Here is a 23,103-nt window from a genome sequence, read left to right on the forward strand (position 1 = left end):
AAAGCGTTCCTCTCCGGTTGTTCTGTCAGGCGACCGTGCCCGCTTCGCGCAGGGCGGCAATCTCGGCCTCGTCCATACCCAGCGCGGCGAGGATCGCATCGCTGTCGTCGCCGGGCATCGGGGCGGAGGCGGGAATATCGGTGGTCGTTGCCGAATAGCGGGGGGCGGGGGCGGGCTGGAGATCGTTGTCGATCTTTAGAAAGGTTGCGCGTGTGACGTTGTGGGGATGGTTTGCCGCCTCGCTCATGGTCAGGACCGGGGCGTAGCAGACGTCGGTGTGTTCCAGCAGCGCGTCCCATTCGTCGCGGGTCCTGGTCCTGAACAGCGCGGCGAGCTTGTCCTTGAGCATGCCCCACTTCGCGCGGTCGTGCTGGGCGTCGAAGTCGCGGTCGTCCTCCAGCCCGAGGAGACGGCGCAGCTCGGCATAGAACTGCGGCTCGATGCTGCCGATCGAGACGAACTTGCCGTCGCCGGTCTCGTAGGTGTCGTAGAAGTGCGCGCCGGTATCGAGCATGTTGGCGCCGAGATCTTCCGACCAGACGCCCATGTTCTTCATGCCGTGGATCATGGCCATGAGCACCGCGGTGCCGTCGGTCATCGCGGCGTCGATCACCTGCCCTTCCCCGCCGCGGGCGACGTTGAGCAGCGCGGAGACCATGCCGAAGGCGAGCATCATCCCCCCGCCGCCGAAGTCGCCGACCATGTTGATCGGCGGGGTCGGCTTGCCGCCCGCGCGCCCGTAGTGGGCCAGCGCGCCGGCGAGCGCGATGTAGTTGATGTCGTGCCCGGCGTAGGGAGCATAGGGGCCGGTCTGCCCCCACCCGGTCATGCGGCCATAGACGAGCTTCGGATTGTCCTGCAGCAGCACCTCGGGCCCGAGCCCGAGCCGCTCCATCACACCGGGCCGGAAGCCTTCGATAATTCCGTCCGCGCTGGCACAGAGCCTGCGCGCGAGCCCCACGCCCTCAGCCGTCTTGAGGTTCAGCGCGATCGACTTGCGCCCGCGGGCCAGCACATCGCCCGTCGCCACCGGCTGGGACCCGCCGCGCCCGCCGCTCGCGCGGTCGATGCGGACCACTTCGGCGCCGTGGTCGGCAAGCATCATGCCGCAGAACGGACCCGGTCCGATCCCGGCGAATTCGACGATACGCAGTCCGGCGAGCGGCCCTCCGGCCATTACTTGCCTGTCCAGTTCGGCTTGCGCTTCTCGGCGAAGGCGGCGGCGCCCTCGCGCGCATCCTCGCTGACGAAGACCTGCCCGATCATCGGCGCCTGGCGATCGTAGCGCTCGTCCATCGGCCAGGCGCGCGATTCGCGGATGATCTGCTTGGACAGGCGCACCGCGAGCGGGCCGTTCTCCGCGATCCGGCCCGCCAGTTCGAGCGCGCCGTCGAGCGCGGAGCCTTCGACCACGCGGTTGATCAGGCCGAGCTCGTAAGCGCGCGCGGCGTCGATGAAATCGCCGGTCAGCGCCAGTTCCATCGCGATCCGTTCCGGGATCTGGTCGGGCAGCATCATCACGCCCCCCGCCCCCGCGACGAGGCCGCGCTTCACTTCGGGAATGCCGAACTTCGACTGGCTGCTCGCCACGACCAGGTCGCAGGCGATCATCAGCTCGAGCCCGCCGGCAAGCGCATAGCCCTCGACCGCGGCGATCAGCGGCTTCTTCGGCGGCGCCTGGACCACGCCCCCGAAACCGCGCCCTTCGATCATCGGCGATTCGCCGCGCAGGAAGCCCTTGAGGTCCATCCCCGAGCAGAACGTGCCGCCCGCCCCGGTGAGGATGCCGACCCGCAGATCGTCTTCCGCGTCGAGCCGGTCCATCGCCGCCGCGATCCCCTCGGCCCCCGCCTTGTTCATGGCGTTCTTCGCTTCGGGGCGGTTGATCGTGACGATCAGCACGCCGTCGCGCACCTCTGTCAGCAGCTCCTCGCTCATCCCATCCACTCCATTTCTTATCGAAACTGTTCTTGTGCCCTTGCTGGCCAAGCTTTACGCATGCGTCAACTGATTTACGGAAAACGAACGGAAGGATTGCTGCAATGGGCGAGGCCTACATCATCGACGCGGTGCGGACCCCGCGGGGTATCGGCAAGGTGGGCAAGGGCGCGCTCGCGCACATGCACCCGCAGCACCTCGCCGCGACGGTGCTCAAGGCCATTGCGGAGCGCAATTCGCTCGACACGAAAGACGTCGACGACGTGATCTGGTCGACCAGCACGCAGAAGGGCAAGCAGGGCGGCGACCTGGGCCGGATGGCGGCGCTCGACGCCGGCTACGACATCACGAGTTCGGGCATGACGCTCGACCGCTTCTGCGGCGGCGGGATCACCAGCGTGAACCTCGCCGCGGCGCAGGTGATGAGCGGCATGGCCGATCTCGTCGTCGCCGGCGGGACCGAGATGATGAGCTATACCGCCTCCTCCACGCAGGAGGAAATGCAGGCCGGCCTCATGCCGCTGGGCATGGGTTCGGGCAACGAGCGCCTGCGTCAGGTACACCCGCAGAGCCACCAGGGGGTGTGCGGCGACGCGATCGCGACGATCGAGGGCTTCACCCGCGAGGAGCTCGACGCACTCGCGCTGCGCAGCCAGAAGAACGCCGCGCGCGCGATCGAGGAAGGCCGGTTCGACAAGTCGCTCGTCCCAGTGGTGGACGATCAGGGCAATGTCGTGCTCGACCGCGAAGAATTCCCGCGTCCGCAGACGACGGAGGAAGGGCTTGCGGAGCTTCAGCCCAGCTTCGCGAAGATCGCCAACACGCCGCTCGACGACAAGGGCACGACGTTTGCCGGGCTGGTCACGCAGAAGTACCCCGACCTCGAGATCAAGCACTTCCACCATGCAGGCAACAGCTCCGGCGTGGTCGATGGCGCGGCGGCCGTGCTGCTGGCGAGCAAGGACTATGCGCAGAGCCACGGCCTCAAGCCGCGCGCGCGGATCGTCGCCACCGCCAATCAGGGCGACGACCCGACGCTGATGCTCAACGCCCCGGTTCCGGCGGCGAAGAAGGTGCTCGCGAAGGCCGGCCTGACCAAGGACGACATCGACCTGTGGGAGATCAACGAGGCCTTCGCCGTCGTCGCCGCGAAGTTCATCCGCGACCTCGACCTTCCCGAGGACAAGGTGAACGTGAACGGCGGCGCGATCGCACTGGGGCACCCGATCGGCGCGACCGGATCGATCCTGATCGGCACCGCGCTCGACGAGCTCGAACGCACCGGCGGGCGCTATGCGCTGGTGACGATGTGCGCGGCGGGCGGTATGGCACCGGCGATCGTGATCGAGCGCGTCGAAGACTTCGTGGACTGAGGGGGGCGCACATGGACCTGATCGGCCCCGTCTCGCGCAGCTATATCTCGCAGCGCACCAAGCTGCATTACGCCGACTGGGGCAATCCCGAGGCTCCGCCGCTGATCCTGCTCCACGGCGGGCGCGACCACTGCCGGAGCTGGGACTGGACCGCGAAGGCGCTACGCGACGACTGGCACGTGATCTGCCCCGATCTGCGCGGCCACGGCGACAGCGGATGGAGCCGCACCGGCCATTACCAGGTGATGGGCTACGTCTTCGACCTGCTGCAGTTGGTGCTGCTCAACGATCTGGCGCCCGTCACGATCGTGGCCCACTCGCTGGGCGGCAACGTCGCGCTGCGCTTCGCCGGCCTCTATCCCGACAAAGTGCGCAAGCTCGTTGCGATCGAGGGGCTCGGTTCCTCCCCCGAACGGCAGGCGGAGCGCGAGGCGATGGGGCCGGAGAAGATCTGGGGCGACTATTTCGAGAAGAAGCGCGAGGCGGCCGCGCGCCAGCCGCGCCGCTATGCCACGTTCGAGGATGCGTTGAGCCGCATGCACGAAGCGAACAGCTACCTTTCCGCGGAACAGGCGCTCCACCTCACCCAGCACGCGGTGATGCGCAACGAGGACGGCACGTTCAGCTGGAAGTTCGACCCGCACGTCCACGCCTGGCCGCCGGAGGACATGACCTATCGCCAGATGGAAGCGCTGTGGAACCGGATCGAGTGCCCGACGCGGCTGATCTACGGCAACGACAGCTGGGCATCGAACCCGGCGAAGGACGGCCGCCTCGCGCATTTCCGCACCGCCACCGTGACCGACTACGACAACGCCGGCCACTGGGTTCACCACGACCGTTTCGACGACTTCCTGGCGGAACTGCGCGAATTCCTCTGAGCGGCGGAGCATCATGAACCTCAGCCCTTACGACACAGAGGACTTTCCCGAGATCCGCGAAGGCGTGCGGCGGCTCTGTGCGCAGTTTCCCGGCGAATACTGGCGCAAGCTCGACGCGGCGCGCGAATATCCGACCGCGTTCGTGCGCGCGTTGACCGAGGCGGGCTATCTCTCGGTCCTGATCCCCGAGGAATACGGCGGCTCCGGCCTCGGCCTGTCCGCGGCGGCAGCGATCCTCGAGACGATCCAGGCGGAAGGATGCAACGGCGGCGCCTGCCACGCGCAGATGTACATCATGGGCACGATCCTGCGGCACGGGTCGGAGGAACAGAAGCGCGAATACCTGCCCCGGATTGCCAGCGGCGAGCTGCGCCTCCAGGCGTTCGGCGTCACCGAGCCGACCAGCGGCACCGACACGACCGCGCTGCGCACCACGGCCGTGCGCGAGGGGGACGAATACGTCATCAATGGACAGAAGATCTGGACAAGCCGCGCGGAGCACTCGGACCTGATGCTGCTGCTCGCGCGCACGACCCCGCGCGAGCAGGTGGCGAAGAAGACCGATGGCCTTTCCACCTTCATCGTCGACATGCGCGAGGTTGCGGGCAAGTCGCTGACGATCCGCCCGATCCGCACGATGATGAACCACGCGACGACCGAGGTGTTCTTCGACAACATGCGCATCCCTGCGAGCGCGCTGGTGGGGGAGGAAGGCAAGGGCTTCCGCTACATCCTTTCGGGCATGAATGCGGAGCGGACGCTAATCGCCGCCGAATGCGTCGGCGATGCCAAGTGGTTCCTCGCCAGGGCGAGCGACTATGCGAAGGAACGGCAGGTCTTCGGCCGTCCGATCGGGGCGAACCAGGGCGTATCCTTCCCGATCGCCCGCGCCTACGCCAACATGCGCGCGGCCGAGCTGATGGTGCGCGAGGCGGCGCGGCTCTACGAAGCGGGCAAGCCGATGGGCGCGGAAGCGAACATGGCCAAGATGCTCGCGGCCGACGCCTCGGTCGAGGCGGGCAATGCCTGCATCCAGACGCACGGCGGGTTCGGCTTTGCGGAAGAGTATGACGTGGAGCGCAAGTTCCGCGAGACGCGGCTCTACCAGGTGGCGCCGATCTCGACCAACCTCATCCTTTCCTACCTCGCCGAGCACGTGCTCGGCATGCCGCGCAGCTACTGACCGGTCAGACGGCGCACGAAAAAGGCCGGAGCGGCACTGCCGCCCCGGCCCTTCCGCCGTCCAGGGTTCAGATCGTCAGAAGACGAACCGGGCCGTCACCCGCGCACCGTGGCTGGTGCGGTCCGAAGCGAGCGTTCCGGAGTAGGCCGCACCGATGGTGAAGGCGCCCGAGGTGTAGTCGAAGCCCGCCTCGACTTCGGCCGAGTCCTTGGGGATCGCCGTGCCGACGACCGAGAACACCGGCCCGCCCGCGGCGAACTGCGAGGACAGCTGCGCCGCGCGGTCGCCGAAGGCATGGTTCCACGCCGCCGAGAAATAGGGCTGGAAGCCCTGCTGGCCGGCGTTGAAGCGGGCTTTGGCACCCAGGCTGAGGAAGGTCGTCTCCTGATCGGCCTTGGCCACTTCGAGCGCGGCACTGCCGCCGGTCTCGGCGAAGGCGTCGCTCTCGGTGCTGACGTGGGCCAGGCGGGCGAACGGCGTGATCGCGGTGGTGCCCGCCATCAGGTCGTAGCCGAGTTCGCCGAACACCTGCAGCGTGGTCGCGTCGCGATCCGAAGTCAGCGTCTGGCTCAGCGGAGCGCCGGTGACGGACCGGGTGGTCTCCACTTCGTGCCAGGCGTAGGCGATGCCGGCCGCGCCGTGGAAACCGCCCGCCGCGCCGACGGTGGCGTGGGCGGCGAGGTACTTGCTGTCGACACTCGCCGCATCGCTGCGTCCGTCGCGGTTGAAGTCCGATCCGCCGATGCCGCCCGAGAGTGCGACCGCGAAACGCTCGCCGCCGAAGCCGACGCCGGCCACGAGGCCCTTGTGATCGGTCTCCATGCCGAAGCTGTCCGTGCTGGCGTCGAAGTCGCCCCAGCCGCCGAAGGCCGAGCCCCAGATGAAGGTGCCGGCGGCCTCGGGTGCGGCCATGCCCAGCAGGGCGCCCCGCAGGTGGCGGCTGTCGTCGGTCAGGCCGGCAAGCGTGCTGGCGTTGATCTCGCCCGACAGGTCGCCGAAGGTGGCGCTGGCGGTGGCCGCGTTCTGCATCAGCACCGCTTCGAACAGCGGGTTGTCGATACCGAGCGCCTGGACCGCGCCGGCCACGCCCACCTGGTTGGCGTTCGCCGCGACGTCCGCGAAGTCGACATCGTTGCGGTAGAGCGAGAGCGTGACTTCGTTCGCGCCGTAGCGGAGCAGCGGATCGAGGAACGCGAGGTCGGTGGTCACCGAACCGAAGGTGCCGGTGATCCCTTCCGCGCCGGTCAGGATGACGTAGTCCGTGCGCGGAGCGTAGTTACCCTCTTCGGCGAGGACCGCGACGCCCGCCGTGCTGGCGATCGTCACCTCGCCGGTGGCATCGACCCGGTCGGCCTCGCCCGCGGCATTGACCTCGACTTCGTAGATCGAGCCGGCGGCGAAGTTCAGGTCGCCGGCGACCGTCAGCCTGCCGATCGAGTTGCCCGGCGCCAGCGTGCCCTGCCCGCCGACGGTGGTGTCGCCGACCGACCCATTGCCGCCCAGCGTGCCGCCGGCGTTGACCGTCACGTTCGAGACGATCGAGCCGTTGACCGCCAGCTTGCCGCCGTTGACTTCCGTGGGTCCGGTGTAGGTGCTGTTGCCCGTGAGGTTGAGGATCCCGTCGCCCTGCTTGACGATCCCGCCGAGGCCGCCGATCGTGCCGGCGAATTCGGTGTTCTCCTCCTGATCGACCGTGAGCGTCTGCTCGCCCAGCTCGACCGTAGCTTCGTCCTCGCCTTCGAGGCCGCCGACCGTCTGGTCGTTGCCCGTGATGTCGAGGGTGCCGCCGCTGCCGAGGTTGAAGTCGGTGCCGGGATCGATGATCCCGCCAATCCGCACCGCGCCGCCGAAGATGTTGGTGACGCCCTGGAATGCGTAGTCCCCCTCGAAGGTGAGGACCCCCGCCCCGTGCTTGTCGAGCACGCCCGAGCCGGAGAAGGCGCCGAGGAAGTCGTAATCGTCGGAGCGGTTGAACACGAACCGGCCGTCGTTGACGATATCGCCGCTGAACGTGCCCTCCGTGCCGCCCGCGCCGAGTTCGAAGAAGCCGTCGCCCGCCGTCGTGACGTCGCCCTGCAGCGTGCCGGTGAGGACGAGGCCGCCGTTCGAGATGGTCGTGCCGCCGGTGTAGGTCAGCGTGTCGGTATCGACGGTGAACACCGCCTCGCCGATCAGCTCGAGCCCGCCGGTGCCGTCGATCGTCAGCGTGTCCAGTTCGGAGACCAGATCGTCCTCGCTGAAGTTCAGCACGAGCAGGCCAGTGGTGGTCACCGCCGAGGTGAGGATCGGTGAGCTGAAGCCGTCCTCGCCAAGGTCGACTTCGTTGACCTGCAGCGAGCCCGCCTCGCCGATCGTGACGGTGGCAAATTCGCCCACCATGCCGGTGGTCGTCCAGTAGCCGGAAGAGACCGCGAGGCTTTCGAAGCCGATGGAGGCGCCGAGCTGCTGCTCTTCGGTCAGTTCGAGAACCTCGCCGTCGAGCACCATGCTGTCGATGCCCTCGCCGGCGTCGACCACACCCGAGATCGCGCTGCCGGTCCGCAAGGTGACGCTGTCGTCGAAGCCGCCGAGCAGGACCGCGACGCCGCTTCCGCCGCTGATCGTGCCGGCATTGTCGAGGACGACCGGACCGCTGCCGTCGCCCCAGACGCCCAGCTCGCCGCCCGAGATCGTCCCCGTGTTCGTCAACGCCGCCTTGCCCAGGTTGCCGAGGATCAGGCCATGGCTCGCGCCGGTGATGGTGCCGCTGTTGGCGACGGTCGCTTCGTCGAAGAAGCCGGCCACTGCGACGCCGAAATCGCCCGCGCCCGAGATCGTGCCGCTGTTCGTCAGCGTGGCGACCCGCGTCGCTTCGGTCGGGCTTTCGGCCGCTTCGACGACCGCACCGAACGTTGCCCCCGAGATCGTGCCGCTATTGGTGAGCGTCCCCGTGTCGGTGACCAGGATCACCGCCCCGTAGCCGCTGGTGCCGGCAATCGTGCCGCTGTTGGCGATCGTCCCGGTTATGCCGGTCTCGCCTTCGATGCCCTGCGGCTGGATGAGCACGCCGCCCGCGCCTTCGCCGGTGATCGTGCCGGCATTCTCGATCGTGCCGCCACCCGAAAGGATCGCGCCGAAGCGGGCGCCGTTGACCGCGCCATCCGCGGCGTTGGTCAGGACCGCTGCATAGCCGTCGGCCGACTGCCCTTCAAAGCGGAACATCGACACGCCGTCGGAAAGATCGCTGCCCTCGCCGGTGATCGTGCCGCTGTTGGCGACAGTGCCGCCGCCGATCAGGCGCACGCCGTCGTTGCTTTCGCCCAGGATCGTGCCGCTGTTGGTCACCTGTGTCCCGACGGCGGCGCCGATAAGTTCGTTGATCGCCTCATCGAAAACGTAAGCCGTGGTGATGCCCGCACCGGCGCCGGAGATCGTGCCGCTGTTCGTCACGCTCGATTCCTTGGTGGCGATCGTGATGCCCGCATCCGGCGGCGCGTCGAAGCCGTCGTAGGCGCCGTTGCCGCGGATCGTGCCGGCATTGACGACCGTCATCGTGCCTTCCGAACCGCCATAGATGCCGGAGGTCGCACCCTCGATCGTCCCGCTCGCCTCGTTGGTGATCGTGAGAGCGCCGGTCGATCCCTGCATCACGCCTTCGGCGAAGGCGCTGGTGATCGTGCCGGAGTTGGTCAGCGTCGCGGCAGCGAGATCGCTGCCGAAGCCGACACCGAAGCCGTTGGTATAGGTGCCGCCGAATTCGCCGGTGCCTTCGATCGTGCCGCTGTTGACGACGGTCGCTGTCAGGTCGCTGCGGTCTTCTTCGCTGTCGAGCGCGGTGCCCTGAAGGAAGATGCCGCCCGCAACGCCGGCGATCGTCCCGGCATTCTCCACCGACCCACCGCCGGAGAAAATCACACCGAAGCGCTCGCCATCGACCTCGCCGCCCTCCTGATTGACGACGGCAGCGCTGAACTCCTCCTTCGCCTGATCGGCGAAGGCGTACATCGAGATACCGTCGGCGAACGGCGCGCCCTCGCCGGTGATCGTGCCGCTGTTGGTGACGGTGCCGCCGCCGATCAGGCGCACGCCATCGTTGCTTTCGCCCAGGATCGTGCCGCTGTTGGTCACCTGCGTGCCGACCGCGAGGCCGACGATATCGCCAATGTCCGCATCAAAAAGATAAGCCGTGGTGATACCCGCACCGGCGCCGGAGATCGTGCCGCTGTTCGTCACGCTCGATTCTCTGGTGGCGATGGTCACGCCCGCGTCCGGCGGCGCATCGAAGCCGTCGTAGGCGCCGTTGCCGCGGATCGTTCCGGCATTGACGACCGCCACCGTACCGTCGGAACCGCTATAGATGCCGGAAGTGGCGCCCTCGATCACGCCGCCTTCCTGGTTGGTGATCGTGAGGTCGCCGAGCGAGCCCTGGCTGACGCCCTCGGCGAAGGCGCTGGTGATCGTGCCGCTGTTGGTCAGCGTCGCCGTGTCGAGATTGCTGCCGAAGCTGACGCCGTGGCCGCCCTGGCCGGTGCCGCCGAAGTCGCCGGTGCCGCTGATCGTGCCGCTGTTGGTCAGCGTCGCGACCTGCCCTTCGCGCTCCACCCCGTCGAGCGCGTTGCCCTGGATGAACACGCCCTGCTCTTCGCCGGTGATCGTGCCCGCGTTCGTCACCGTGCCGCCGCTCGACAGCGCAGCGCCGGAGCGGACGCCCGAAATCACGCCGCCTTCCTCGTTGATCAGCGTGCCCGAATATGTCGCGAGGTCCTGATCGTTGTGCGCGAAGATCGAGACCCCGTCGGTCCCGCCGAACGCGTTCTGCGCCAGGCCCTGGATCGTGCCGGAGTTGGTGATCGTTCCGCCACCCGCCAGGCGCACGCCGTCGTCGTTCTCGCCGGTGATCGTGCCGCTGTTGACGATGGTGGTGTCGGCGATCGTGCCGGTCAGCGTATCGGTTTCCGGGTCGTAGACCGGATAAGTCACGACACCGAACTGCGCGCCGGAAATATCGCCGCTGTTGGTGATGGTGGCCGATGTGCCGGACACCGCCACGCCGCCGTCGGGCGCCGTGTTGACGCCGTCGCCCCGCCCTTCGCCGCGGATCGTGCCGGCATTGGTCAGCGTAAGCTGGCCGGCATCCACCTGCACGCCGGAGCCGGCACCGGTGATCAGCCCGTCGGCGGCGTTGTCGATCACGACCTCGCCCGCTTCGTAGGTATTGGCGTAAACGCCATCGCTGCCGCCGCCCGCGACGGTGCCGCTGTTGGTCACGGCGAAGGTGTCGATGCGGCCGAACCCGATAATGCCTTCGCCCGCGTCGCTGCTGATCGTCCCGCTGTTGGCGACGGTGCCGTCGACACCGTCTTCGTCGAGTCCGTTCTGGATCAGAGCTCCAGCCCAAGTCCCGGTGATCTCCCCGGCATTGTCGATCGCTCCGCCCGACGAAAGGGCGACGCCCGACCGATCCCCGATGATCTGCCCCCCTTCGGCGTTCGTGACGCTTGCCTCGTAAGCCGCGAGGTCCTGCCCCTCGGCAGCGAACATTGAAACCCCGTCGGTGCCGCCGGCCGCTGCATTCACGCCCTGGATGACACCGCTGTTGACCACTGTTCCGCCGCCAACGAGGCGAACGGCATCGTTGTTCATGCCGATGATCGAGCCCGAATTCACCACGTCGGTACCGACGGCGCGATGCGTCGGCTCGGTCTCGCCCGGAAGCTGCGAGAGGCCCGTGACGATGCCGTGCGTGTTGCCCTGGATCGTGCCGCTATTGGATATCTGTGCATCCGGGGTCGCGATCGTGATCGCGGCATTGCCGTCGCTGCGGATCAGCCCGGCATTGTCGACCGTCAACGTTCCATTGGCCGAATTGATGGTGACGAAGCCGTTCGAAGTAATTTGGCCGCCGGCGGCGTTGTTGACCACGAGATCGCCAGCCGAGCCTCCGAATACCGCAGTCGCCCCGGCATGGATCACACCGCTGTTGTTGATCGTCGCGCTCTCGAGCGAGGCATTGGCGAGGACGCCGAGCAGCGCCCCCTCGACTGTGCCGCTGTTGTTCAGCGTTGCGACGCGGCCGGTCTGCGCCGAATTCGCCGTCATGACGACCGCGAAGGGGCTCTGGCCGGGGAAGTTCGGGTTCTGCCCGCCCGTGCTGCGGATCGCTCCGGCGTTGTCGATCGTACCGCCTCCGGCGACCACGATGCCGAAGAATTCGCCTTCGATCACCCCGCCCTGTGCATTGGTGACCGACCCGATACCGGTGACGTCATCGCGGGTCGCGTCGGGGAATTCGGCCAGCGCGACCCCCACGCCCTGAGCCTGCTGCTCACCACCGTTGAAGCCCTGAATGGTGCCGTTGTTGACCACCGTGCCGCCACCAACGAGCCCCACGCCGGTCCCGGCTTCACCCCGGATCACGCCCGCGTTCGTGACCGAGGTGTTTTCGGCCAGTGACTGCGGCGGCAGAGCGTCGTCATTTTCGTCTTCGCCGAAGAACTGGCTGGTCACGACGCCGTTCGCCGCGCCGGAAATTTCACCGTTGTTGTGTACCGTCGAGTTCGGTTGCGCGATGACGATCCCGCCACTTGGCCGCGTCCCCGCGCCGCCCTGGCTCGGCCCGTTGCCGCGGATCGTACCGTCGTTCTCCACCTCGACCGGGCCGTTGTCGGCGTAGATGCCGATATCCTCGCCCTCGACGGTCTCTCCCGCTTCGACGGTCACGACCAGCTTCTCCGGCTGATCGTTATGAACCCCGAACGAATCCTGCGCCTGCGCAGAGGGCGTTAGTTGCAGCATGGCGAGACCGGCGACCGCACTGGTTGCCAGAAGGTGCGACTTGGATAATTTCGTCATGACAACAATTCCCCCTGAATTCACTACGCGTGCGCAGAAACGCCGTCCGAAGCGCGCTCCTGCGCGCTCCGCCATCGTGTCCGCTCTGTTCGTTGCGCCCCCGGCCGACAGACGCCGGCCCGTTAAAATTTGTCTGCGTGAGTTAATTCACCCAAACAGTTGTCGTCTACCCAATGAATTTTAGGGTGATTCGGGGGGTTCTGGGGGGAGCCACGACATGCACAATGACGAGGATCCGAAACGGGGGGCGTTTCATCCGATGAGGCTCTGGGCCGTCGCCACGGCGCTGATGCTGCTGGCCGCGCTGTGGGGGCCGGGAGTCGCGGCGCAGGAGCATCTTCCGGCGATCAATCTGCACGCCGGCGAGGATGCTCCGGCCGTGGCGCCCTACGTCCGCTACACCAGAGACGTGGGCGATATCGCCGCGGTGCCTCCGGCCCAGGTTCTCGCCGCCGCGACCCACCGGATCCAGGGGCGCGGCGTTCACTTCGGCCCACCGGGGGACCGCACCGCGGTGGCCATGAAGGTCCGCAATGCCAGCGAGGTGACCGGAAGCTGGGTCCTCACCACCGGGCGCGGGTCGCTAAGCCACTTCCACCTCTATGAAGTGAACGACGGCCAGCTCGAACTGGTGGTCGACGGCACCGACCCCGAAGCCGCGCGCGAGAACCTGCGGACCTATCAGGCCTTCAGCACCGAACTGGCGCTCGAGCCCGGACAGGAGAAGACGATCCTGATCGATTTCCTGTCCGAGAACTCGACCTACATGCCACTGAGGATCGAGACCTACGGCACATTCTTCAAGGATCGGCGCGTGAACATCGCAATGGTGTCCGGGGTGGTCCTCGGCGTCGCCGTGCTGATCTTCCTCAACTTCATGTTCTTCTCGATCACGGGCCACCGCGAGTTCGTCTGGCTGGCCGTCGCGGAGGTGTTCTTCGCATTCAATACGATCCACTCGGAAGGCTATTTCACGATCTTCTTCCTGCCCGACGCGCCGCTGCTGGGCATCGCGATCGAGGATTCGATCAAGTGCGCCTTCGCAGTGGCGATGGCGCAGTTCGCCCGCAGCTTCGTGCGCACGGCCGAGACGTTCCCGCGGCGCGACCTCGTCCTCAAGACCTTGATCGCGGCGGGCCTCGCGGTGATCGTGCTCCAGTCGGGCCTCGTGCTCTACGATCAGGCCTTTCGCGAGGTGCTGCACATCGGCACCTGGTTCATCACCGTCGCCGTCGCCCTGTTCCTGCCGTTCCTCGGGTTTGCCGCGATGCGCCAGATCGGACGCCAGTTGTGGCCGCTGCTGGTCGGCTGGGGCAGCCTCGCGCTGTTCATCATCTATGCCGCGATCGCCTCGATGGGCGTGTTCGCCTGGCTGCCGGTCAACTGGCACCTCGCCGGTCCCGTCGGTCTGTTCGAATCCATCATGGTCACGCTGGCGCTGGGGCTCAATCTGAAGAAGATCCGGGCGGCCCAGCAGGAGGCGGACGCGAACTACGCCCGCTCGATGGCCGAGCGGCTGGCGATCAGCGAACGCGCGAAGCAGCTGGCGGAAGAAAAGGCCTTCGCGCTCGCGACCGTGAACAGCCAGAATGCGCTGCTCCACGCCTCGGGCCACGACAGCCGGCAGGTCATCCTCGCGCTCAACAGCGCGATCGACGTGCTCAAGCGCAGCGATGAGACGGAGACCCACCGGGAGCTGGCCGAGATCCTGCAAAGCTCGTCCAACTACCTGAGCGAGATCGCCTCCACGACGATCTCCGGCGCCGCGATCGTGGGTAACGAGTCGGGCTTCATCGCGCTCAGCGCATTCAAGGGGCAGGCGTTGATCGAGCCGTTGATGATGATGTTCCGGACGCTCTTCGCGGGCAAGAGCCTGACCTTGACGGCAGAGGTGGAGGACCACGCGATCATCGTGTCCGATCGCCCTATGCTCATGCGGGCGCTCGCGAACCTGCTGAGCAACAGCTACCACTATACCGAAGCCGGCGGGGCGACGGTTTCGCTGCGGATCGATGGCGCGCGCGCGATCATCGGGATCGGCGATACCGGCGTGGGTATGACGGACGCCATGCTCCGGCAGCTTACGGACGATACCGTTCCCCGCACACGCGAAGAAGGTGCCGGGAACGGCACCGGCTCCGGCTTCCGCTCGGCCAAGCGGCTGATCGAGCGCCTTTCGGGCTCTCTGGAGATCGTCTCGTCGGGTCCGTCGGGCACGAGGCTCCAGATCGCCTTGCCCTGCGCGCAGGCGGCCGTCACGCCATGCACCGCGAGCGAACTCGGCGACGCGCTACCGGGCTGGCACGTGCTCGACTTCGACCGGCGGGAGGCTTTCCGGGCCGAGCTCAAGGCAGGCGGGGTGGCCAAGGCCCGGATCGCGGCGGCAACGTACGACGATACGACCGTCACGCGCGGGCGGCTCAGCGAGACCGTCGGCATGATGCTGATCAAGCCGCTGTGCTGCGAGATGCGCGAGCACCCGGCTCTCGCGGCGGTGTCAGAGGAGGTTTAGCTCCTGCGCGCGCTCCACGATCTTGCGATTGTTGGAAACGTCGAGCTTGCGGCGCAGTTCGGCGATGTGAAACGAGACCGTCGGCTGCGCGATCGACAGCCGATAGGAGATCTCCTTGTTGCTTTCCCCTTCCGCCAGATAGTGCAGGATCGCCATCTGGCGTGAGGAGAGCGCGACCGGCGGTTCAGCCAGGCGGCTGAGCCCCTCCCGCATCTGCGGGGAGATGTAGACCTCGCCGGCGAGCGCCGCCTCGCAAGCGGCGATGATCTCCTCCGGCGGATCGGCCTTGCTCACCACCCCGCGCGCGCCGAGCTTCAGCGCATAGTCGATCTCCTGGAACTGGCTTTCGCCGGTCAGGATGATCACCGTCATGTCGCGCGAGCCGACGATCTCCGCGAGGACGTTCACCCCGCGCACGTCGGGCATGTTGAGATCGAGGATGACGATGTCGACCGGCTGCGACTGAATGAAGGCGTTGGCAGTGGCGCCGCGGTCGAGCGCCTCGGCGATCTCGTACTTTTCGTATCGCGAGAACAGCAGGCGCAGACCACTCTGCGTGATCGGATGGTCGTCGACGATGAGAATCCTGTGCTTGGTGGTCATCGCGGCATCCGGTGTGAGACAAACCCAAGCGATCTGCCTCGTAAGCCGCGCGGGGCGCAAGCCCCAATAATTCTTGGGCTTTGCCCGCACCGCCTGCCGACGCTGCGATGTCGGAAACGCGTGTACGATGATGACTATAATATTTGTTATAATTCATTGAAGTAGATCCGGCGGAGGTCGCCCAACAGTTCATCCCGCGTGCGGGGAACTTCATCGCCGGGTTGTCATTTGTTTTGACATGACGCCGAGTGTGGAACCTGCGGACCTCGGTGCTGATCGAACGATCGAGTCGCTGAAGTGCCGCTCATCTCGGCCGCCGGACTACAGGCTGGAAGCCGAACTTCTTGCGCTGCTCGCATCGGCGCTGGCCGATCGGCCGGAGTGCATGCCGCAGGAATTGTGCGATCTGCTCGTCGGCTCGGATCTGGCCCACTCGGCAGGCGTCAGTGTCGTCGCGGAAGGCGACGGTGCGAGGGAGTTTCGTGAAATCGCGCTCGCGGGGACATGGCGCCGGATGCGTGGGGCTCCGTCGCTCGATACGCAGTCCTGCGACCGCGCGATCGTCCAGAACCGGCCGTTGCTGCTCGAACAGCCTGGCCCCTATTATTCGGAGGGCGAGGACGGCGCGTGGGTGCACCAGGCCCTGCTGATCCCGTTCCACCATGACGCGCAGCCCGTCGGCATCGTCTGGCTGCTGTCCCACGACGAACGGCGCGCGTTCGACAACGAGGACCTGCGCCTGATGGGCTCGCTCTCCCGCTTTGCGAGCGCCGCGCACCGGCTGGATGCGATCTCCCGCGAGGAGCGGCAGCACAGCTTTGCACAGGCCGCGCGCCAGTCGATGGAACGCCAGAGAGTGCTGGTGGCCGAACTCCAGCACCGCGTGCGCAACATGCTCTCGATCGTCCGCTACGTGTTCTCGCGAACCGTGGATACGAGCGCGAACATCGAAGAAGCGTCCATGCACTTCAAGGGCCGGCTCGATGCGCTGGCGCGGACGCAGGTGATCGTCGCGCAAAGCCCGTCGGGCCTGGTCGATCTCGAGGTCATGATCCGCGACGAACTTCTTGGCGTGGGGCAAGGCGACGGCGCCACGCTGATCATCGATGGCCCGCCGGTCCAGATCGATACCGTCGCCGCCGAGAACATCGGCCTCGCCATTCACGAATTGACGATGAACGCCATCAAGTTCGGCGCGCTCAGAGTGCCGGGCGCGACGCTCGATATTCGTTGGTCGGTTGAGATGGATAAACGCGCACGCCCGATCTTGAAGCTAAGTTGGATCGAAACAGGAGTACCGATCGTGCCAGTGGTGGGACAGCGAGACGGATTCGGTAAAGAACTGATCGAAAAGGCACTTCCTTACCGCCTGGGAGCCGAGACCCGGCTCGATATTCATGGCGGAGGCGTGCGATGCTTCATTTCCACGCCCATCGAGACCCGCGGGACCGCGGCCGCCATGGAGGCGCCCGATGCGTAACGGGCTCGAGGGCAAACGAATACTGGTGGTCGAGGACGACTACTTCATAGCCGCCGACCTGACGCGGGCACTGCAGCGCGATCAGATGGTCGTGATCGGCCCGGTAGCAAGCGTGGCAGTCGCCAATGAGACACTGACGGACCAGGCGCCGGACGCAGCCATTCTCGACATCGAACTGGGCAGCAAGACATCCTACCGTCTGGCCGACCGTCTGCTGGAGAAGCAGGTTCCGGTGCTGTTCGTGACGGGGTACGACGGCTGGCATCTGCCCGAGCCCTACCTCTCGCAACCGCGGCTCACCAAGCCCGCGGGCGACAAGGAGCTTATCTCCGCGCTTCACGCCATGATCCGGAGCGTCCCATGCTGAGCCGATCCTACGCCATCTCGCAGCCGGAACAGGCGGCCGTGCGCCACCTCGGCGCGCTTGCCCGGCTGACCGAAACGGACTTGCGCAAGATCGCGGACGCTGCGTCCGAGACACGCTATTTCCCTGCACGGACCGAGATCGTTCGCGAAGGCGCCGAACCGGCCAAGCCGACCTTGCTGCTGCGCGGCTGGGTTGCGCACCAGCGCATCCTGCCCGACGGCCGCCGGCAGATCGTGGGCTTCACCCTGGCAGGCGAACTCTTCGGCCGGAGCTTGAGTTGTCAGGACCGTGCGCTGACCTCGCAGGTCGCGCTGGACAACGTCGTCCTGTGCACGGCGCCGGAAGCCGAGCCCGGCTCCAGCCTCTCGCTGGCATACGAGAAGGAACGATTGGCACACCGCCTGCAGTTGATCGACAACGTCACCCGGCTCGGGCGCATGGATGCACGCGAGCGTGTGTGCGACCTGCTGCTCGAGCTTCTCGAACGGCTCCAGCGGTCGGGCGAGGCGGAGGGCAACACGTTTGCGATGCCGCTGACGCAGGAGTGCTTCGCCGATGCGCTGGGGCTCACGCCGGTTCACCTGAACCGCACGCTGCAGGCCTGCCGCAAGAGCGGCGATCTTTCATGGCGCAGCGGCCGCGTGACGCTGCACGATCCCGCCGGACTGGCCCGGAGTCTGGGCCGCAGGCGTAATCGTCTCCAACGAGAGGATGGAGGCTGAAGGTCACAGGCCGGGAGGCCGATGCCTTAACTCATGTTATAATTTACGCATAATATTCAATAGTTTAGACAGAGCGTTCTCAGCACGGGACGAAACCGGCCCAAGTGCGAGATACGAAACCCGCTGCGCCCGTTGATGCCCCAGAGAAACAGCGGGAATCCAGGCGATGACTTCACACGGACGAACCCACGGCGCGCTTGCCGCCGGCATTGCGCTCGCGGCAGGAGCGATCGCTCTCGCGGCCAAGCAGCAGAACAGGCGGCGGCATCGGGACCATCCGGCCGACGACGCCCCCGGCTTCACCGCCCGGCGCGACTTCGGCCGTTACGAGGTCGTCGGCCGAAGCGTGACGATCGCCCGCCCCCGCGCCGAGCTTTTCGCGTATTGGCGAGACTTCACCAATCTCGCACGGTTCATGGAGAACCTGGTCGACGTCTCGCCCGCTGGTGCGGAGGGGCATTCGGTCTGGACCATTCGCGCCCCTGCAGGCCAGTCGGTCGAGGTCGAGACCCGTATTGCGCGGGAAGTGGACGGCGAGCTCATCGCGTGGCGCTCGGTCGAAGGGTCCGACATCGACACCGAGGGCCGGGTGACGTTCGAGGATGCGCCTGGCGAGCGCGGCACGCGGGTCGGCCTGATCATCGCCTATGTCCCTCCGATGGGAGAGGCAGGGCGCGCGGCCGCCAAGCTGTTCCGGCGCGAGCCCGAGGTGCAGGCGCGGCACGATCTCAAGCGTTTCAAGATGCTGATGGAAACCGGCGAAATCGCCACCTCGGCGCGCCGTAAGGACGCGGCGCGTGCGGCTCAGATGGAGAATGCCTGATGCGAGCGCTGACATGGCACGGCACCAAGGACGTGCGGGTGGAGACGGTCGATGATCCCGAGATCGTCAATCCGCGCGATGCGATCATCAAGGTGTCGAGCACGGCAATCTGCGGTTCGGACCTCCACCTCTACGACGGTGTGATTCCCGGCATGATGGCGGGCGATATCCTGGGCCATGAGTTCATGGGCGAAGTCGTCGAGACGGGCCCCGCAAGCACCTTGCAGAAAGGGCAGCGCGTGGTGGTGCCGTTCACGATTAGCTGCGGCGGCTGCTTCCACTGCCGGATCGAGCAGTATTCGGCGTGCGAGAACTCCAACCCGGTCGAAAAACAGGACGCCTCGGCCATGCTCTACGGCCATCCGATGGCGGGCCTGTTCGGATACTCGCACATGACCGGAGGTTACTCGGGCGGGCAGGCCGAATACGTCCGCGTGCCGTTCTCCGACGTCGGCCCGATCGTGGTTCCCGACCATCTCGAGGACGACAAGGTCCTGTTCCTCTCCGACATCCTTCCCACCGGGTGGATGGCGGCGGAGAATGCGGAAATCCAGCCGGACGATACCGTCGCCGTATGGGGCTGCGGCCCGGTGGGCCTGTTCGCGGTCCGGTCCGCGCTGGCGATGGGCGCCGCGCGGGTCATCGCCATCGATCACTATCCGCACCGTCTGGAGCTTGCACACAAGCTCGGTGCGGAAACCATCAACTTCCGCGAAACGCACGTGCGCGAGGCGCTGCTCGAAATGACCGGCGGCATCGGGGTCGATGCTGCGATCGACGCGGTCGGCATGGAAGCCCACGGGTTCGCGATCGACAACATGCTCGACGTGGTGAAGCAGAAGGTCGGCATCGGCGCCGACCGGGCGAGCGTGTTCAAGCAGGCGCTGCTCGCGGTCCGCCCCGGCGGACGCCTTTCGGTACCCGGCGTCTATGGCGGGATGACCGACAAGTTCCCGCTCGGCGCGCTGATGGAGAAGGGCATCACGGTCCGCGCCGGTCAGACGCATGTGCAGCGCTACACCGATCGGCTGCTCGCGATGATCGAGGAAGGGGTGCTCGATACCACGTTCCTCATCAGCTACAGGCTTCCCCTCGAGGAAGCGCCGCGTGGCTATCGCTGCTTTCGCGAGGAGCAGAACACCTGGACCAAGGTCGTGCTGAAACCGGGCATAGAAACACAGCAGTGAGCGCGAGGTCGACAGACTCGAAGGTCTGGTGGTTGAGCGAGATCGGCCTCGACGTGGCAAAGTACCGTCCATACGGGCGATCCATCGTTCACCAGGCACCCCTCGTCGGATTTCTTCCGTTAACTTGAGGCAGTTTAGTGCAAGGTTTTTGCCGGAGTTTCAAATACCTCCTCGAAAGAGGAGCATCCGATGAGACCTTACCCGGCCGCGGCGCAGGGCGTGCCCTGCCTCAGACATCTCGACACGCTGGAGGCGGCCGCCCGGATGATGCGGGATACCGGCGCCAGAGTCCTTCCCGTAACGCAGGACGGCAGGTTCGTCGGCACCATCAGTGATCGCGACATCGTGATCCGCATGGTTGCGGAGGGTCTGGACGGATGGCTGACCCGCGTCCGCGAATTCATGACCGCCCCCGCGCTGTTCTGCCGCGTGGACGACGATCCCGAGAGCATCCTGCTGGCGATGGTCGATGCAAAACTCGACACGATCCCGCTGCTCGACGCCCAGGACCGGGTCGTCGGCATGATCACCGCCGATCAGATCCGCCGCGCGCACTCCGCCTGCGCCGAGGAAATCGGCGGCCACATCGAGGTTATCGCGGCCTGACGCCGGCCCGGCGCTGATCCGAAAAGGCAGTCGAACTAACATATATCAGGAGATTTTATCCCCGCGCGGGGAACTCTGCCTCGGTCGAAGCCATTTTCACCGCGGGTGCTCTCCGGAAATCCGGGCACACCGCGACGCTGGCCGGGGGAAGATCCATGGATGCGAACGAGAACATTTCCACTGAGCGGCGCGGAGGGTGGGCGGCGCTCGTACTCGGCATCGTGCTCGCCCTTATCGGCTTGGTGCTGGCTGCAGGCGGCATCTGGCTCGTCTCTCTGGGCGGTTCGCCGTATTACCTGATCGCAGGCATCGCCCTCATCGCCAGCGGCGCCCTGATCGGCCTGCGCAATGTCCTGGGCGTGTGGCTCTACGCCTTGCTTTTCGTCGGGACGGTAATCTGGGCCTTCTGGGAATCCGGTTCGGATATCTGGGCGCTCGTGCCCCGCGTGGTGGGGCCTGCGGTGTTGATGGTTCTCGTCCTTCTCGTCGCTCCATTGATGCGCAGGCGCCCCCTGGGCTGGCCGGGGGCGCTCGGAGTGGCCGCCGCGTTCATCGCGGTCATGGCCGTGGGCACATACCTCGTCGCGCAGAACGGGCCCTCCTCCCCCGTCCAGGAGCTGCCTGCCGCGAACTACGCCGCGGGCGGCACCTTCACTGCGCCCGGCGGCGACTGGACCGCCTATGGCGGGACGCAGGGCGCCCAGCGCTATTCGCGGTTGGCCCAGATCACGCCGGACAACGTCGGCCAGCTCGAGCGGGCGTGGGTCGCGCATACGCGGGACCTCCCGGACGACATGAAGGACAACAGCTACGGCGCCGAGACCACCCCGCTCAAGATCGGCGACACGCTCTACCTCTGCTCCGCCAAGAACATTCTGATCGCACTCGACCCGGCAACCGGGGACGAGCGGTGGCGCTACGATCCGCAAGTATCGGACGAGTGGATTCCCTACACCGCCGCCTGCCGCGGCGTGGCCTACCACGAAGTTGCCGCCGCAGACGCCGACGCCCCCTGCGCACGGCGGATCATCGAAGGCACGCTCGACGCGCGCCTGATCGCCGTGGATGCGGAGACCGGACGGCCCTGCCGGGATTTCGGCACCAACGGTTCGGTCAGCATTACCGAGGGCATGGGCCCGGTGGTGCCGGGCATGGTCTCGATCACCTCCCCGCCGGTGGTCGTTCGCGGCAATATCGTCACCGGGCATCAGGTGCTCGACGGGCAGAAGCTCGACGCCCCGTCGGGCGTGATCCAGGCCTTCGATGCCGTGACCGGCGAACTCGCCTGGGCGTGGGACATGACCGCACCGGACCGCCAGGGCGGCCCCGAGGACGGAGAAACCTACACCCGCGGGACGCCGAACATGTGGACCATGGCCGCTGCCGACGAGGAATTGGGGCTGGTCTACCTGCCGATGGGCAACTCCGCAGGCGACTACTGGAGCAGCGACCGTCTGCCCGCCGAGAACGAATACGCGACCTCGCTGGTGGCGCTCGACGCCGAAACAGGCCGTCCCGCCTGGCACTTCCAGACCGTGCACAAGGACGTGTGGGACTACGATCTCGGCTCGCAGCCGACGCTGATCGACCTGCCCGGGGGCGTCCCCGCAGTGGTCCTGGCAAGCAAGCAGGGCGACATCTATGTCCTCGACCGCCGCAACGGCAATCTGCTGACGGCTGTGGAGGAACGCCCGGTGCCGCAGGGCGGGGTCGAGCCGGAACAGAGGTCGCCGACCCAGCCCTATTCGCTGTTCCACACGCTTGCGCGGCCGGAACTCGACGAGCGCGACATGTGGGGCATGTCGCCGATCGACCAGATGGTCTGCCGCATCCAGTTCCGGCGCGCGTCGTACAAGGGCATGTACACCCCGCCGACCGCCGATCAGCGCTGGGTCCAGTACCCCGGCTACAATGGCGGTTCCGACTGGGGCGGGATTGCGATCGACCCCAGCAGGGGCGTGATCGTGGCCAACTACAACGATATGCCGAACTATAACCGCCTCGTCCCGCGCGAGGAGGCAAACGAGAAAGGCTGGGCGCCCCGCGGTGCAGCGCGCGGCGGGGACATGGGTGGCGGCTCCGAAGGTGCCGGCGATCCGCAAATGGGCGCGCCCTACGCGATCGACGTCAACGCCGGCTGGCGTCTGCCGTTCACGGGCCTGCTGTGCAAGGAGCCGCCCTACGGCGGCATCCGCGCGATCGATCTGCGCACCGGCGAGACGATCTGGGATCGCCCGCTAGGTTCGGCGCGCCGCAACGGGCCGTTCGGCATCCCCTCTATGATGCCGTTCGAGATCGGCACGCCGAACAACGGCGGCAGCGTGGTCACGGCCGGCGGCCTGATCTTCATCGCCGCGACGACCGACAACCTATTCCGCGCGATCGACATGCGCACCGGAGAGACGCTGTGGCAGGACGTGTTGCCTGCCGGCGGCCAGGCGACGCCGATCACCTACGAAGCGAACGGGCGGCAATATGTCGTCGTCATGGCGGGCGGCCACCACTTCATGGAGACGCCGATCGGCGACGAACTGATCGCCTACGCCCTGCCGGCCGAGTAAGAGTGCCTGCCTGCTGACCGGTATGGGCGGAGCATC

At 66.7% G+C, this 23,103-nt stretch carries 15 protein-coding genes; 11 read left to right on the forward strand and 4 right to left on the reverse strand.

Annotated elements, in window-relative coordinates; translation table 11 throughout:
• Nucleotides 1–25: 25 nt before the first annotated feature.
• Both D2V04_RS14200 and D2V04_RS14205 read right to left on the reverse strand, forming a co-directional pair.
• On the reverse strand, nt 26–1,177 hold the full coding sequence (locus D2V04_RS14200) for a CaiB/BaiF CoA transferase family protein (protein ID WP_119514384.1): 1,152 nt from the start codon (nt 1,175–1,177) through the stop codon (nt 26–28).
• On the reverse strand, nt 1,177–1,938 hold the full coding sequence (locus D2V04_RS14205) for a crotonase/enoyl-CoA hydratase family protein (protein ID WP_119514385.1): 762 nt from the start codon (nt 1,936–1,938) through the stop codon (nt 1,177–1,179). Before D2V04_RS14205 ends, D2V04_RS14200 begins: the two co-directional genes overlap by 1 nt.
• Before the next feature lie 104 nt (nt 1,939–2,042).
• Here D2V04_RS14205 and D2V04_RS14210 point away from each other — a divergent pair, with 104 nt between their 5' ends.
• Genes D2V04_RS14210 through D2V04_RS14220 form a run of 3 tightly spaced genes read left to right on the forward strand, consistent with a single transcriptional unit; the run spans nt 2,043 to nt 5,375 of the window.
• Nucleotides 2,043–3,311 carry an acetyl-CoA C-acetyltransferase gene (locus tag D2V04_RS14210; RefSeq protein WP_119514386.1) on the forward strand — a complete coding sequence of 423 codons (1,269 nt, stop codon included), beginning with the start codon at nt 2,043–2,045 and terminating at the stop codon, nt 3,309–3,311.
• A gap of 11 nt (nt 3,312–3,322) precedes the next feature.
• A complete protein-coding gene (locus D2V04_RS14215) occupies nt 3,323–4,192 on the forward strand; it encodes an alpha/beta fold hydrolase (RefSeq protein ID WP_119514387.1) in 870 nt (289 codons plus the stop codon).
• A gap of 13 nt (nt 4,193–4,205) precedes the next feature.
• Nucleotides 4,206–5,375 carry an acyl-CoA dehydrogenase family protein gene (locus tag D2V04_RS14220; protein WP_119514388.1) on the forward strand — a complete coding sequence of 390 codons (1,170 nt, stop codon included), beginning with the start codon at nt 4,206–4,208 and terminating at the stop codon, nt 5,373–5,375.
• 75 nt (nt 5,376–5,450) lie between these two features.
• Here the strand turns inward: D2V04_RS14220 and D2V04_RS14225 are convergent, their stop codons facing one another.
• Entirely contained in the window at nt 5,451–12,206 is a 6,756-nt protein-coding gene (locus D2V04_RS14225; RefSeq protein WP_119514389.1) for an autotransporter domain-containing protein, read from the reverse strand.
• Nucleotides 12,207–12,465: 259 nt separating this feature from the next.
• On the opposite strand from D2V04_RS14225, the gene D2V04_RS14230 reads away from it, so the two are divergent.
• Nucleotides 12,466–14,718 (forward strand): sensor histidine kinase, encoded by a 2,253-nt coding sequence (locus D2V04_RS14230; protein WP_182849764.1) that lies wholly within the window; start codon nt 12,466–12,468, stop codon nt 14,716–14,718.
• Here D2V04_RS14230 and D2V04_RS14235 read toward each other — a convergent pair.
• Complete coding sequence (locus D2V04_RS14235; protein WP_119514391.1) at nt 14,704–15,321, reverse strand: response regulator; 618 nt, start codon at nt 15,319–15,321, stop codon at nt 14,704–14,706. The two genes, D2V04_RS14230 and D2V04_RS14235, sit on opposite strands and share 15 nt — an antisense overlap.
• A 250-nt stretch (nt 15,322–15,571) precedes the next feature.
• Here D2V04_RS14235 and D2V04_RS14240 point away from each other — a divergent pair, with 250 nt between their 5' ends.
• From D2V04_RS14240 to D2V04_RS14270, 7 genes are all read left to right on the forward strand, one after another.
• Nucleotides 15,572–16,801 carry a sensor histidine kinase gene (locus D2V04_RS14240; RefSeq protein WP_182849765.1) on the forward strand — a complete coding sequence of 410 codons (1,230 nt, stop codon included), beginning with the start codon at nt 15,572–15,574 and terminating at the stop codon, nt 16,799–16,801.
• On the forward strand, nt 16,794–17,168 hold the full coding sequence (locus D2V04_RS14245) for a response regulator (protein WP_182849766.1): 375 nt from the start codon (nt 16,794–16,796) through the stop codon (nt 17,166–17,168). The genes D2V04_RS14240 and D2V04_RS14245 overlap by 8 nt, the downstream gene beginning before the upstream one ends.
• On the forward strand, nt 17,162–17,890 hold the full coding sequence (locus D2V04_RS14250) for a Crp/Fnr family transcriptional regulator (RefSeq protein ID WP_119514394.1): 729 nt from the start codon (nt 17,162–17,164) through the stop codon (nt 17,888–17,890). Before D2V04_RS14245 ends, D2V04_RS14250 begins: the two co-directional genes overlap by 7 nt.
• A 166-nt stretch (nt 17,891–18,056) precedes the next feature.
• Nucleotides 18,057–18,713, forward strand: coding sequence for an SRPBCC family protein (locus D2V04_RS14255; protein ID WP_119514395.1), 657 nt, complete (start codon nt 18,057–18,059; stop codon nt 18,711–18,713).
• The gene (locus D2V04_RS14260; protein ID WP_119514396.1) at nt 18,713–19,900 is read left to right on the forward strand and encodes a zinc-dependent alcohol dehydrogenase; all 1,188 of its coding nucleotides are present in this window, start codon (nt 18,713–18,715) and stop codon (nt 19,898–19,900) included. The genes D2V04_RS14255 and D2V04_RS14260 overlap by 1 nt, the downstream gene beginning before the upstream one ends.
• 189 nt (nt 19,901–20,089) lie before the next feature.
• Nucleotides 20,090–20,506 (forward strand): CBS domain-containing protein, encoded by a 417-nt coding sequence (locus tag D2V04_RS14265; RefSeq protein WP_119514397.1) that lies wholly within the window; start codon nt 20,090–20,092, stop codon nt 20,504–20,506.
• A gap of 155 nt (nt 20,507–20,661) precedes the next feature.
• Nucleotides 20,662–23,067: a membrane-bound PQQ-dependent dehydrogenase, glucose/quinate/shikimate family gene (locus tag D2V04_RS14270; protein ID WP_119514398.1), complete on the forward strand. Its 2,406-nt coding sequence runs from the start codon at nt 20,662–20,664 to the stop codon at nt 23,065–23,067.
• Nucleotides 23,068–23,103 lie beyond the last annotated feature (36 nt).

This window comes from Pelagerythrobacter aerophilus, assembly GCF_003581645.1.
GTDB lineage: Bacteria > Pseudomonadota > Alphaproteobacteria > Sphingomonadales > Sphingomonadaceae > Pelagerythrobacter > Pelagerythrobacter aerophilus.